The organism is Pseudoalteromonas sp. R3 (assembly GCF_004014715.1).
In the GTDB taxonomy this organism is placed as follows: Bacteria; Pseudomonadota; Gammaproteobacteria; order Enterobacterales; family Alteromonadaceae; genus Pseudoalteromonas.
In genome coordinates, this window is sequence record NZ_CP034835.1 from 3,696,743 (window position 1) to 3,710,961 (window position 14,219).

12 protein-coding genes are annotated in these 14,219 nt (G+C 48.7%); 1 reads left to right on the forward strand and 11 read right to left on the reverse strand.

The window, feature by feature from the left end; all coding sequences use genetic code 11:
- Positions 1 to 40 precede the first annotated feature (40 nt).
- Positions 41 to 1,897 carry a sodium:proton antiporter gene (locus tag ELR70_RS21295; protein WP_054015974.1) on the forward strand — a complete coding sequence of 619 codons (1,857 nt, stop codon included), beginning with the start codon at positions 41 to 43 and terminating at the stop codon, positions 1,895 to 1,897.
- Positions 1,898 to 1,903: 6 nt separating this feature from the next.
- On the opposite strand, the gene ELR70_RS21300 is transcribed toward ELR70_RS21295, so the two are convergent.
- The 11 genes from ELR70_RS21300 to ELR70_RS21350 form a co-directional block, all read right to left on the reverse strand.
- Complete coding sequence (locus ELR70_RS21300) at positions 1,904 to 2,536, reverse strand: tetratricopeptide repeat protein (protein ID WP_054015975.1); 633 nt, start codon at positions 2,534 to 2,536, stop codon at positions 1,904 to 1,906.
- A gap of 124 nt (positions 2,537 to 2,660) precedes the next feature.
- Complete coding sequence (locus ELR70_RS21305; protein WP_054015976.1) at positions 2,661 to 3,977, reverse strand: adenylosuccinate synthase; 1,317 nt, start codon at positions 3,975 to 3,977, stop codon at positions 2,661 to 2,663.
- 249 nt (positions 3,978 to 4,226) lie between these two features.
- Complete coding sequence (gene hflC / locus ELR70_RS21310) at positions 4,227 to 5,105, reverse strand: protease modulator HflC (protein WP_054015977.1); 879 nt, start codon at positions 5,103 to 5,105, stop codon at positions 4,227 to 4,229.
- Positions 5,106 to 5,110: 5 nt separating this feature from the next.
- Complete coding sequence (gene hflK, locus ELR70_RS21315; protein WP_054015978.1) at positions 5,111 to 6,274, reverse strand: FtsH protease activity modulator HflK; 1,164 nt, start codon at positions 6,272 to 6,274, stop codon at positions 5,111 to 5,113.
- Between the two features lie 91 nt (positions 6,275 to 6,365).
- Positions 6,366 to 7,655, reverse strand: a complete 1,290-nt coding sequence (gene hflX / locus ELR70_RS21320; RefSeq protein WP_054015979.1) for a ribosome rescue GTPase HflX — start codon at positions 7,653 to 7,655, stop codon at positions 6,366 to 6,368.
- 31 nt (positions 7,656 to 7,686) lie between these two features.
- On the reverse strand, positions 7,687 to 7,950 hold the full coding sequence (gene hfq / locus ELR70_RS21325; RefSeq protein WP_054015980.1) for an RNA chaperone Hfq: 264 nt from the start codon (positions 7,948 to 7,950) through the stop codon (positions 7,687 to 7,689).
- Between the two features lie 78 nt (positions 7,951 to 8,028).
- The gene (gene miaA / locus ELR70_RS21330; protein WP_082353226.1) at positions 8,029 to 8,946 is read right to left on the reverse strand and encodes a tRNA (adenosine(37)-N6)-dimethylallyltransferase MiaA; all 918 of its coding nucleotides are present in this window, start codon (positions 8,944 to 8,946) and stop codon (positions 8,029 to 8,031) included.
- A 58-nt stretch (positions 8,947 to 9,004) separates the two neighbouring features.
- Complete coding sequence (gene mutL / locus ELR70_RS21335) at positions 9,005 to 10,897, reverse strand: DNA mismatch repair endonuclease MutL (RefSeq protein WP_054015982.1); 1,893 nt, start codon at positions 10,895 to 10,897, stop codon at positions 9,005 to 9,007.
- Between the two features lie 3 nt (positions 10,898 to 10,900).
- On the reverse strand, positions 10,901 to 12,247 hold the full coding sequence (locus tag ELR70_RS21340) for an N-acetylmuramoyl-L-alanine amidase (RefSeq protein ID WP_054015983.1): 1,347 nt from the start codon (positions 12,245 to 12,247) through the stop codon (positions 10,901 to 10,903).
- Entirely contained in the window at positions 12,240 to 12,716 is a 477-nt protein-coding gene (gene tsaE, locus ELR70_RS21345; protein ID WP_054015984.1) for a tRNA (adenosine(37)-N6)-threonylcarbamoyltransferase complex ATPase subunit type 1 TsaE, read from the reverse strand. The genes ELR70_RS21340 and tsaE overlap by 8 nt, the downstream gene beginning before the upstream one ends.
- Complete coding sequence (locus ELR70_RS21350) at positions 12,713 to 14,212, reverse strand: NAD(P)H-hydrate dehydratase (RefSeq protein WP_235577111.1); 1,500 nt, start codon at positions 14,210 to 14,212, stop codon at positions 12,713 to 12,715. The genes tsaE and ELR70_RS21350 overlap by 4 nt, the downstream gene beginning before the upstream one ends.
- Positions 14,213 to 14,219: the final 7 nt, after the last annotated feature.

Genomic DNA, 14,219 nt, shown 5'->3' on the forward strand with positions numbered 1-14,219 from the left:
AACACTATAATTATATTTACCCCAACTTGCGGGAGCAGCTATGTCAGCTATTTATATTGCCGGGATTGCGTTATTTTCTGTTTTAGCCCAATGGCTTGCCTGGGTATGCCGGGTTCCGGCTATTTTATTTTTACTTCTCACCGGCTTGATACTGGGTCCAGTCTCCGGACAATTACAACCCGACCAGCTGCTTGGTGATTTACTTTTTCCTGTTGTCTCTTTGTCTGTTGCCATTATTTTATTTGAAGGTGCACTCACACTACATTTTCATGAATTAAAAGGTATCGGCAAGGTCGTGAGAAACCTGTGCTCAATAGGTATGCTAACGACATTTGCTATCCTCACTACCAGTGCTATCTGGCTGCTGGAACTTGACTGGCGGGTAGCTGCAGTACTGGGTGCAGTGCTAGTGGTTACCGGCCCCACGGTAATAGCGCCGATGCTCAACGCCATGCGACCGGAAAAAGACATTGATCGGATCCTCCGCTGGGAAGGTATCGTCATCGACCCCATCGGCGCGTTATTCGCCGTTCTGGTGTTTGAAGCAGTCAATCAGGTGGGAGAGGCCGCAGTGTTCAGCCATACCATGTTAGCGCTGTTTTCAACTCTGGGCGTGGGTACCTCTGTAGGGATTGTTGCAGGCTGGCTGACCACCACCATCATTCGTCGGGAATGGCTGCCGTACGAGTTACACAAGTTTGGTATTCTTGCGCTGGTTTTGTTCAGTTTTACTCTGGCCAACCACCTAAGTCATGAATCTGGACTGCTGGCGGTGACCATCTTTGGTATCTGGCTGGCTAATCAGGATGATCTGGAAATTGATTCCGTGCTGGAATTCAAAGAAGACTTATCAATGATCTTGATCTCCAGTTTGTTCATCCTTCTGGCAGCCAGGTTGCAACTGGAAGATTTGATGTTACTCGACAGTGAGGTGTTCATCTTTCTGGCCATCGTGTTGTTTGTAGCGCGCCCTTTGAGTATTGCAGTATCGACATTTGGCAGTGATCTGCCACTGCGCTCTCGGTTGCTGCTGGCCTGGATAGCCCCGCGGGGGATCGTTGCTGCAGCAGTGGGTTCCGTATTCGCACTAAGCATGATGCAGTCGGGCTATCCTGACGCTAACAAGATGGTACCGCTGATTTTCACCGTGATCATTGTCACTGTGATACTACAAAGTCTCACAGCCACCCCTCTGGCGCGTTTACTTAAGGTGCGTCAACCAGCCCCTAATACCCTATTGCTGATTGGTGCTAACCATGTATCCCGTGCTATCGCCAAAGGCCTGAAAGAGCAAAGTGTCGACGTCTATTTGTCTGATCCAGCATGGGAAAACTGTAAGATGGCACGTATGGACGGTCTGCCCTGTTACTATGGTAACCCACAGTCAGAGCATGCCGAGCGCTACCTGCCACTGACCAGCCTGAAATCTGTTATGGCACTGTCGCCCAACCGCCACCATAACGCACTTGGAGTGCAATACTTTTCACACTTACTGGGCGAGCAAAACGTATTTTCCCTCAAGTCCTCAACGAATCATGCCAAAGCAAACAAAGACAGTGCCACTTTCTTGTCACGTCAGCTATTGTTTGGAGATGAAGGCAATTATGCCAAGCTAAGCAGTATGATGGCCAAAGGTGGTAAGGTGAGCGCAACTCGCTTATCGGAAGAATTTACCTGGGCGCAATACCAGGAAGTCAATAAAGAGGCTATCCCGCTTTTTATCATAGGAGAAGCCAGTAAAAATGACGACGGCTTGCCAGTGCGACCTTTTACAACAGACATAAAAGACGCACCAGGCAGCGGTGAGCGGGTTTTAGCGCTACAACCCCCTAAGCTATCGGTCCTGAAAGATCCGGCTCAAAAAGAGGCCCCCATCGGAGAAAAACTGGGAGATTAGTATTACTTACATCGGTAGCCGGGCACGTTTAACCACGCTGTCCGGCATTTTCTGCGCCAGTAACGCCAACGCCGTTTCGATGCGCTTGTGTAGTTTTTTGTCTGCGACCGCAGCATGAAACAGCCACCGATAGGCATCTTCGTAATCACGCGGGCTGCCATACCCTTTATTAAACAAATCGACCAACCGTAACTGAGCCTGCAAATTCCCCAATACTGACGCTTCGCGCAAATAGGTGATCGCCATGCGCTTGTCCATCTGCACCAGTTTACCCAGATCATAATAGCGACCAAGCTGTTCCAGCGCCGGTGCCAACCCTTGCTCTGCAGCCCTACGCATATAATACAGTCCAAGTTCAACATTACGATCCACACAAACGGCATAAGCCAGCATATCGCCATACAGAAACTGGTAAGATGGCAGCGCCATTATTTCGGCACGGGCTTCAATATCCTGTACCAACTGACACTCATCATCTTTAACACGCTTGAGGTGGGCATTGCGACTAATCAGTTCCAATAGCTCAGCTTGACTGTAAAGAGGTACAGCTTCAATTGCCTCTTCTGAGATAGAGTTACCACTAAAGAGTAAGCAAGTACTTACAACCAGAGTTAAGAATGGACTTAAATGCTTGTTCATGTTCAATACGTACCTGTGACACAGTGATATTAAGTATACAATAAATGTGCCACCGCGTCGGTCGGTGTGACAGACAAACTACAGACATAAAAAAAGCTGCCGAGGCAGCTTTTTTCTTTAAGAATTATTCGCCGAATGGGTTGCGAACAATCATAGTCTCGACGCGGTCAGGGCCCGTTGAGATGATATCGATTGGTACACCTGTCAGCTCTTCAAGACGCTTGATGTAGTTGATAGCCGCTTCTGGTAGCGCTTCAACAGTGGTTGCTCCAAAAGTGTTTTCAGACCAGCCTGGCATTTCTTCATAAACAGGCGTCACTTTCTCATAACCTTCCGCAGCCAGTGGCGTCACGTTAGTGACTGTACCATCTTCCAGCTGGTAGCCAGTACAGATCTTGATGGTTTCAAGGCCATCCAGTACATCCAGCTTAGTCAGACAGAAACCTGAGATACTGTTAATCTGGATAGCACGACGCATAGCAACTGCGTCAAACCAACCTGTACGACGCAGGCGACCCGTAGTTGCACCGAACTCGTGACCTTTCTCACCTAAGTGCTTACCAACTGGATCTTGCTTGTCCAGACCGTCATATAGCTCTGTTGGGAATGGACCTGAACCAACACGCGTGGTGTAGGCTTTCACAATACCCAGTACATAATCCAAGTGCAGAGGGCCAAAACCAGCACCCGTTGCTACACCACCTGCAGTGGTATTCGAAGAGGTAACATATGGGTAAGTACCGTGGTCGATATCAAGCAAAGTACCCTGAGCGCCTTCAAATAAGATGTTATCGCCATTCAGACGCGTTTGATCCAACAGCTCAGTAACGTCAACAACCATAGACTTCAGGATTTGTGCAATTTCCATCGCTTCATCATAGGTCTTCTGGAAATCAACCGGGTCTACTTTGTAGTAATTAACCAAGGTGAAGTTATGGTACTCAAGCACCTCTTTCAGCTTAGCTGCAAACTGCTCTGGGTTGAACAGGTCGCCCACTCGCAGGCCACGGCGCGCTACTTTGTCTTCGTAAGCTGGGCCGATACCACGACCGGTTGTACCGATTGCTTTATTACCACGAGCCAGTTCACGTGCCTGGTCCAAAGCAACATGGTAAGGCAGGATCAACGGACATGCTTCACTGATAAGCAAGCGCTCACGAACTGGTACGCCACGCTCTTCCAGCATACGCACTTCTTTCATTAGTGCGTCTGGTGCCAAAACCACACCGTTACCGATAATGCATTTTACGTTATCACGTAGAATGCCCGACGGGATCAGGTGCAGAACGGTTTTTTCACCGTTGATCACCAGCGTGTGGCCCGCGTTATGTCCGCCCTGATAGCGAACAACCAAAGAAGCTTTATCTGTCAGCAGGTCTACAACCTTACCTTTACCTTCGTCACCCCACTGGGTGCCCAATACAACGACGTTTTTACCCATTGCAAAATCACTTAGAAAAAATTAGGCGCAGATTTTATCAGAAAAGCCCGATCAAAACACCCCATTACGGCTATTTTTTCCGCACTTGCTGGGATCCCAATGAAATTAAGAGAGTTTCTTTAACTCGTCTGATCAGGTGATATTGCCCGCTGGCGTGTTCGAACCTGGTTAGAAAAGAAAAAACCCCGCTGCTGCGGGGTTTTTCAGTTCGGACTTTAGTCGCGTTGTTACAGTAAAAAGAACGCTAACTTATTCACCTTTTTTGCTCTTCATATAATCGAAGAATTCACTGTCTGGTGACAACACCATGACATCACCTTTGCTGGTGAAGGTATTTTTGTATGCTTCCAGTGAGCGAACAAAGCCAAAGAACTCTGGATCTTTGTTATAGGCATCAGCATAAATTTTTGCCGCTAGCGCATCACCCTGACCTCGTACAGCACGAGCATTACGCTCTGCGTCTGCCAACATAACAGTTACCCGGCGGTCCACTTCAGCGCGAATGATCTCCGCCTTTTCCTGACCTTCAGAGCGGTGCTCTTTTGCCACCGCAGTACGCTCAGCACGCATCCGCTGGAAAATAGAGTTACTGACTTCATTCGGCAGGTTGATTTGCTTAACCCGCACATCCAGTACTTCAATACCCAGCTCCTGAGCGCTTTCAGAGGCCTGTACCAGTGCTTCTTCCATCAGTTCACTACGTTCACCTGACACGATCTCTTTGATGGTACGGGAACCAAAGTTTGTTCTCAGACCATTGTTCACTTTCTGTTTAAGCAGGGTCTCAGCGTACTGCTTGTCACCTCTGGCACGCAGATAGTACGCAGAGAAATCGTTAACACGCCACTTGACGAATGAATCAACGATCAAGTCTTTCTTCTCGCTGGTAACAAAACGATCTGGTGCACCATCCAGAGTCTGAATACGCGCATCAATACGGCGTACCTGGCTGAAGAAAGGCACTTTCAGGTGCAGGCCTGGTTCATAGACCACGGCATTGTCCTGACTGTCTTTTTGTACTTTACTGAATAGTAAAACAATGGCGCGCTGCCCTTCTGTCACAACAAACACCGACGAAAAAGTCAGAAATGCAACAATGAGCAATCCTACAATAGTCATGTTTTTCATGTCAGTTACCTCCCACCATTGTTAAAACGGTCACGTGAAAAACGGTCATCACTGCTGTTTACCGTACTGTTACGTGACTGGCCCAGCGACTGGCGAAGCTGATTGATGTCGTTCTGGCTCGGCAGAGTCACCTGGGTGCCCGACTTACCTTGCTGCATAATTTTATCCAGTGGCAGGTACATCATGTTATTACCGCCTTTTACATCGACCAGTACTTTAGAGCTGTTACCCAGTACTTGTTCCATAGTTTCGATGTACAGACGTTCACGGGTAACTTGCTTGGCTGCCTGATACTCTGGCAGTAGCTTTTCAAAACGCTCAACCTCACCCTGTGCCTCTAGCGTGATGCGCTCTTTATAACCTTCTGCTTCCTGGGTCATACGAGTAACCTGACCACGGGCACGCGGCTCAATTTCTCTTGCGTATGCTTCGGCTTCACGAATGAAACGCTCTTCATCCTCTTGCGCTGCGATGGCATCATCGAATGCATCTTTTACTTCTGCAGGCGGACGTGAATCTTTGAAGTTCACATCAGTGACGATAATACCCAGGTTATAGGGCTCGATGATTTTGGTTAGTTCATCCCAGGTACGCTGACGTACTAATTCACGACCGGTGGTTAAGACCTGGTCCATGCGAGAGTGACCCACAACATAACGCAATGCACTATCAAGCGCCTGCTGTAAGCTGTGATCGGCATCGGTTACGCTGAAGCGATACAAAGTCGGGTCAACCACTCGATACTGTACTTCAAACTCAACACTAACCACGTTTTCGTCTTCCGTCAGCATGAAGCCGGATGCCGACAATGAGCGAACCGCTTCAATATCAATGGGGATAACACGTTCAACAAAGGTCATTTTCCAGCGAAGACCCGGCTCGGCTATACGGTTAAATTCACCGAATTGCAGCACGATGCCACGTTCGGCTTCTTTTACTGTGTAAATACCGCTCAGTGCCCAGACAACAAAGGCTATCAGCAGTACAAATACCGTACCGGCACCGCCGATACCACCGCCTTTGCCTGGCTTACCGCCAAACATACCGCCAAACTTGTTGTTAAATTTGCGGAATACCTCGTCTAAGTCAGGTGGCCCCTGATCACGACCGCCGCGGTTTTTCCACGGGTCGTTATCGTTGCCATTATTACCCGGTTCGTTCCAGGCCATAGCTATACTCCATTGTTATAAAATGAATTAATCTAAATCTAACAAAAAACACAGAGATCTAATAGAGAAATGCGTGCGATATATGGCTTTTTCAATCCCCAACCACAAATTGCTCTATTTCCTGGCCCTGCTCTTTTTTAAGTCTTTCCCAGTCTGCCTGTGGCAATCTAACGTCCAGCAACCAATTTCCGGTCTCATCATAAGACTCGCCGTTTACTGCATTGAGGTTAAACAACGCTCCACGTAACTTGCCAAAAGCAGGTGGCACGATGAGCTTATGGGCAAAAATTTTCTTTGCTAATAGCTCCGAAATCGCCTGCTCAAGCAATTCACTGCCTTCACCAGTATGCGCAGACAACCACACACGCACAGGTAGGCCTTGATCGTCTCTGTCTATTTTAGGGTTGATCTCCTCAACCAGATCAATTTTGTTGTAAACCAGCAACTGAGGGATCTCATCAGCCTCAATTTCTTTAAGGACCGATTGTACCTCTTCTATGTTCTCTTTTCTTCTCTGATCAGCCACATCCACTATGTGAAGCTGCAAATCCGCTTCGCGGGTTTCTGTAAGCGTTGCTTTAAACGCAGCCACTAAATCATGAGGTAAATGGCGAATAAAACCAACGGTGTCGGCAAAGATCACCGGTCCGACATCCGCAATTTCAAGCTTACGCAATGTCGGGTCTAAGGTCGCGAACAGCTGATCCGCGGCGTATACATCGGCATGCGTGACATGATTAAACAAGGTTGATTTGCCCGCATTGGTATAGCCGACCAAAGACACTGTGGGGATCTCGTTACGGCTACGTGCCCGGCGCCCCTGTTCACGCACCGTCGCAACTTTCTCCAGTCGCTTACGAATACTCTTGATCCGCTCTCTGAGTAAACGACGGTCGGTTTCGAGCTGTGTTTCACCCGGCCCGCGCAAGCCGATCCCGCCTTTTTGTCTTTCAAGGTGGGTCCAGCCACGGATCAGGCGAGTTGAAATATGTCGCAACTGCGCCAGTTCAACCTGCAACTTACCCTCGTGGGTTCGTGCACGCTGAGCAAAAATATCCAAAATTAAGGTCGTTCTATCTAATACCCGGCAACGGCAGACACGCTCTAAGTTGCGCTCTTGAGAGGGACTGAGTTGATGATTAAAGATGATGACATCTGCATTGTGAGTTCTGACAATCTCAGCGATTTCTTCTGCTTTCCCCGTTCCGACAAACAATTTCGGATGAGGCGCCTGACGGCTGCCTTGCACAACCGTCAAACAACTAACACCAGCAGAAGACACTAGCATCTCCAGTTCGCGAAGATCTTCTCGATCTCCTTCATTCGGAAACTCTATATGTACTAAGACTGCCTGTTCGCCGGCTTCATAACGGTCAAACAAGCATTACGCTCCTACTATCGACTAAAAACGATTAAAAGTTACCATCTTCGCCATGTTCTGCACTGTCATTGCCTTGTGTGTTCTGGAAATTTACAGCACGAGCAGGCACCACGGTCGAAATGGCGTGTTTGTAAACCATCTGATTTACTGTGTTTTCAAGCAAGATGACGAACTGATCAAAGGACTGGATCTTGCCTTGTAATTTGATACCGTTAACTAAAAAGATGGAAACGGGAATGCGCTCACGACGTAAGACATTCAAAAATGGGTCTTGTAACGATTGGCCTTTTGCCATGTTCTTATCCTTCGTTCTAGGTGTTATTATGTTGAGATAGTTGAAGTAATCTGAATAAAAAAATTTCCCCAACCTCTATTAGCTTAGCGAACTTAATACACGTTGCAAGTTTTCTTGCCCGTCCGTTTCAAGCCAGGTGACATCTGGCCAACTACGTAACCAGGTTAATTGGCGCTTCGCTAACTGCCTGGTTGCTGCAATTCCTTTGAAGAGCATTTCTTCATAATCGCACTCGCCAGCCAAATGCTCCCACATCTGCCGATATCCCACACAACGAATGGAAGGCAAATCCGGATGCAAATCATTCCGCTGATATAAGGCCAAAACTTCGTTTTTAAAGCCCTGATCCAGCATTATTTTAAATCTTTTTTCTATCCTTTCGTGCAATATCTTACGATCCTTCGGGGCAATTGCAAACTGGTGAAACTGATAAGGCAAAGGCGCTTGTTTGGCTTTTTGCAATTCAGTCATGGTTTTGCCCGTTAAACGGTGCACTTCCAACGCTCTGTTGATACGCTGTGAATCATTCTCGCTGATTTTCGCCGCCGCCTGTGGATCAATCTTCACCAATTGTGCATGCAAAGCCGGCCAGCCTAGCGCTTTTGCTTCTTGCTCAAGTGCTTCACGCACTTGTGGGCAGGCTTCAGGCAAAGGCGATAAGCCTTCAATCAGGCCTTTAAAATACATCATAGTGCCACCAACCAGCACAGGCACTTTGCCCTGCTCATGCAAGCGGTCAATGCAGACAATGGCATCACGGCGAAAATCTGCAACAGAGTAACTTTCAGCCGGATCCAACATATCAATCAGGTGGTGCGGTGCCATAGCCTGTTCAGCAGCATCAGGTTTAGCGGTACCTATATCCATGCCTTTGTAGACCAGTGCAGAGTCCACACTGATAATCTCACTATTTAAATGCTGACAGAGCTCAATAGCCAACGCGGTTTTACCGGCGGCGGTTGGCCCCATCAAGGTAATAACGGGTTTTGCTTGCACGCTGTTTCTCTACTGCTGTTGGTGCTGCAACACATCGGGTTACAGCCAGGACAAGACCTTATGGCTCTTGCTGGGACAAGCTTTTCAGCTTGCTTTGGTCTATTGTAACCGCTTTTGCTTCAATTTGAGCACAGCTTCTGGCATTTTTTAATATTTTTTCAATGGCTGCCGCAAAGTGTTGGGAGTCAAAGTAACTCACAGGCGTCGTAGTTTGCAGCCAGTTTAACCAATCTTCCAATGTCTGCGCCTCTGCCGAACAAGCATCAAATACTCTGTCCAGGCACTGGGGCACATCCAGACTATACAGACTTAAGGGCAACTTTTTCACCATCACGTAGCGTTCGTGTGCCTGGATAGCAAACCCCAGTAAAGTCAGCCAGGACTCCTGCTGCGCAATATGAGCAATCTCCTGCGCACTTAAGTTAACGCGCACGGGTAGTAACAATGCTTTGCCCTGTAAAGTACCGTCCTGTTCAAGCTGTGTCTGCCAGGTTTCTATCAGACCATCTCGACAATGGCCCAGCCTGAGTTCAGAGCCCTTAGTAAAGAGGACTGCACCGCTATTTAGAGGTAAAAACTGGGTTACTGCTACTTCATGATGAACCGCAGTTTCCTCAGTTCTTGGAATTTCCTGCGGCGAATGTGCCGTGGTAAGCATCCCCTGATACAGCTCGTTGACATTAACCTGAGGAGGCTTAGCAGAGACTGAACTGGTGTTGTTTTTCGCACCACCGCGATGATTTGGGTTTACATTTATCGTACCGGATGAGGGCCCGCGAGCTGATGAAAAAGCGTTGTCGCGCACCCCTGAATATTCACTTTGTAGCGGTGTACGATAAGCCTGATGCTGACGCGTCTGCTGTAAGGTCAATTGCTCAGACCCCACTGGCTCGCTATGACTTATTGTGTCAGTTACCGCGCCCGCAGCCACTTGAGCATCCGCTTGGTGTAATGGTAGTTCTGGTCGCTCACTCAGTACGACTTGCTTCACAGCCTGAACAATAAAATCATGGATCAAACGTGCCTGGTGAAACCGTACTTCATGCTTAGCAGGGTGCACATTCACATCAACCTGAGTTGGATCTAGCTCCAGGTAAATCACGAAACCCGGCGTATCAACGGCCCCGATTGTTTCTTCAAACGCTTGTCGGATAGCATGCAGGATCAATTTATCTCGCATCATCCGCCCGTTTACATAAGTATATTGGGTCTGATTATTGCTTCCTACCGGCAACACCCAACCATACAATTTCAGGCCATCGTGACCGGACTCAACAAAACTGGCTTGCTGTGAAAACACCTTACCAGCAACCTGAGCAACCCGCTCCACACTGTATGGATCCGGCCGGGCACGAAACTGTCTGATCACTTTTTGGTTGTGCGTCAGTGTCAGGGCCAAGTCAAAGCGACTTAATGCAATACGCTTAATCAATTCGTCAATATGACTAAACTCGGTTTTTTCAGTACGTAAAAACTTTCGTCTGGCCGGGGTGTTAAAGAACAGGTCTTTGACTTCAATGGTGGTCCCATTAGGGTGAGCGGTCGGCTGGATTTGAACCGTCATATCACGCCCCTCAGCAAACGCCTGCCAGGCCGTTTCCTGATCGGCGGGCTTGGAACTTAATGTCAGCCTGGATACAGAACTGATCGAAGCCAGCGCCTCTCCGCGAAAGCCCAGCGACGAAATGCATTCCAGGTCGTCCAAGGTTTTAAGCTTGCTGGTTGCATGACGAGACAGCGCCAGCGTCAGCTCATCTTTGACAATACCGGCACCATTGTCCCTTATCCGGATGAGCTTATGGCCCCCACGCTCTATGTCTATTTGTATGCGTGTCGCGCCCGCATCAATACTATTTTCGACCAGCTCCTTAACGACAGATGCCGGGCGTTCAACCACCTCCCCAGCAGCTATCTGGTTCGCTAATCTTGCTGGTAAGATTTCAATAGCCACAGTCTACGCCTTAGGAATGGTCAGTACCTGACCAATATACAAAGTATTTTTAGTCAGCCGGTTGGCCTTCTTTAGCGCCGAAACCGTCGTGCCGTAGCGGGCGGCCAACACACTTAAAGATTCACCCCGCTGTACTTTATGGCGCAGAGGTTTGTTGTTTTTCAGGCTCGCAAACAAAGTGTTATCTGGCGGGTTTTGCTGATAATACCGCTTGATCGACTTAAAAATGGCATTCGCCAGGCGCTGCTGATGGTAGCTGGTTTTTAGCTGTTTTTCTTCCTGTGGATTAGAGATAAAACCCGTTTCAACCAAAATGGAAGGAATATCCGGTGACTTTAGTACCCCAAAGTTTGCCGCTTGAGGACGCTTTTTATGTAGCTTGGTGACTTTTTTCAGCTCGGTTACCACTTCTTCCGCCACCTTAAAACCGGTTTTCATTGAGTGGTCCATGGACATATCCAGCAATGCCTTAGCCAGATATTTTTCGTTCGCAGTATCCTTTATCACATCCGCCGCACCGCCCAGTAACTGAGAGTGCTTCTCTTTGTCCTCAAGCCATTTACCGACTTCAGAATTGGCTCGACGTAATGACAAGATCCACACTGAGGCACCACGGGGCTCCGGGCGAGAAAAGGCATCTGCGTGGATAGACACAAAGAAATCAGCCTGGCGCTCTCTGGCTCGTGCTGTACGGGTATTGAGCTTAATATAGTAATCACCCGTGCGGGTCAGACGTGCCTGCATACCAGGTTCTTTATCAATTAAGCGTGCAAGTCGTTTCGCTATCGGCAGAGTGATGTTTTTTTCGTAAGTCCCTGAAGGTCCGATTGAGCCGGGGTCTTCCCCACCATGACCTGCATCAATGGCAACAATGATGTCTCTGTCTTTAACCAGCTCACGCTTCTTACTTTGTTTAGATTTGCTGGCGTAAAGGCTTTTTTGCTGCCCGTATAAATCCACTACCAAACGGTCTTTATATGGCCCGGTCGGCGCAAGCGCAAAAATAACCGGCTTAGCTGTGCGGCTCAGCTCCATGACTACCCGAGTACTGTTACGACTCTTGGCCTGACTGTAGCGGAGCTTCTCAACGATTTTATGCTCTTTAGGCAAAGTGGGAAGTTGCTTGAGTTTGCTGGTATTTTCCAGATCGATAACCAGTCGCAGCGGGTTTTTCAGCATAAAGTAGCTGTATTCAGGCTTTTCCGACAGGTCAAACACCACGCGCGTGCTTTCGGGTGAAGGCCAGACACGCACACCGTTGATTTTGTTTTTTGCCTGTGCAGCGCTGGCGAGTAGCAACACACTCAGCGCAAACAGGGTAAAGCTAATTTTTATTATCGCACTACGCATATAGACTTATAGCTTGAGCAAGCTGCCTTCCTCGTTCTGTATGTGGCCTCAATACGGCACGGCGCCCTTCGTCATGATAAGCCAGGTCAATGTCCATATCTGCCGTTGGGATCACGCCAGCGCCCTTCTCTGGCCATTCAACAATACAAACGGCATGTGGGGCAAAATAATCTCGGATCCCCATAAACTCTAGTTCTTCCGGGTCGCCTAAACGATACAAATCAAAGTGATAAATACAGGCATCCCCCAGCTCATAAGGTTCAACCAAGGTATAAGTCGGGCTTTTTACATTACCCTTATGACCCAGACCTTGCACAATACCGCGGGTCAGAGTTGTTTTACCAGCGCCCAAGTCACCATGCAAATAGAATACCGCCCCAGAGTCGATCAACTTGGCAAGTTGGTTTCCCAAAGCAATCGTTGCGGCTTCATCAGCCAGCTCAATTTCTAATGTCGCATCGACACTCATCCGATAATACCTCTAATATGGACAAATAAATCACTTGCCAGCAACCCATGCGCGCCGTCATGTGCCGCTTTTTCGGCCGCAAGACCATGAATATACACCGCTAACATAGCCGCATCAAATTTACTCAAGCCCTGCGCTAATAAAGCTGCAATTATACCAGATAATACATCACCCATCCCAGCGCTAGCCATGGCGGCACATCCTGAGCGGTTGATATTTATTCGCTGTGCCTGCTGAATCAATGTACCCGGCCCTTTTAACACCACACAAGCCTGATAATACTGTGCTAATACATCGCTCATCTCGAATCTGGAGCTGCTTTTTGGTAAGGTCGCTACAGTTGCGCTCAGCCGCTTTGCTTCTCCCCAATGTGGGGTCAAAATAGCATTCTGCCACTGCCTGGGTTGTCTCGCCAGCAAATTCAACCCATCGGCGTCAACAACTACCTGATGAGAACAGCGAATCACCTTGTCAAACAGTGACCTCGCCCATGCAGATTGCCCTAAACCAGGGCCAATCACTAAGGTATCAGCCTTGTCCAGTAAAGGGGTCAGTTCATCAGGGCCTGTCACACCATGTACCATCAGTTCATAGCGCCCCTGCAGCACCATAGTCTGATTATCAGGATGAGTTGCAACGCTGACCAAACCAGCACCAGAGCGCAAACATGCCTCGGCGGCAAGGCGTATTGCTCCCGCCATACCGGGACCTCCACCAATTAACAGCACATGGCCACAGCGGTTTTTATAGGTGTCAGCGGGGCGTACAGGGCGCTTTGCCAGTAAAGACTCACCTGAAAAGTAGTGACTTGAGGGAGATACCAGTTGTGCAAATTCGCCCCCAACCCCCAGCTCAGCCAGAAAGACAGTCCCAGCATGGTGTCTGGCGGAACCGGTGAGCAAGCCTTGCTTTAGTGCAATAAACGTGATGGTAACGTCCGCAACAAAGGCATCCTCGGCAACTTCACTGGTCGAGCCATTCACACCACTGGGAATATCAACCGCAAGTCGATGTGACGTATACTGAGCGAGTTGCCTGAAAACCGCTGCGACATGCTCTGGCAACTGACCACGAAAGCCGCTGCCAAACACGGCATCCACGATTAAAGCGGGTACCGTCTCTGACTCCTGCCAGTCGGCACTATGCCGTGACACCTTAGCGCCACCGCCCTGATATTGACGATAAGCCGCGCGAGCATCTCCCTGAAGCTGCTCGGGGTCAAACAGCGCAAGTACTTCAACAGCAATACCCGCCTGGTGACACAAGTGTGCCAGCACGTAGCCATCTCCCCCATTATTTCCCTTACCTGCGAGGATCAGTACAGGGCCGCTAAGTGACAGGCTACTGACATACTCAAACAATGCGCCTGCCGCACGTTGCATTAATGCACTTAGCGTGGTTCCTGCCTGGCGCGCCGCTTCGCCTTCATTGACTTGTACCGCTTGGGCCGTATAGGCAACTTGTGGTAAATTAGTCAGGTATTTTGCTTGTAACATAGACATG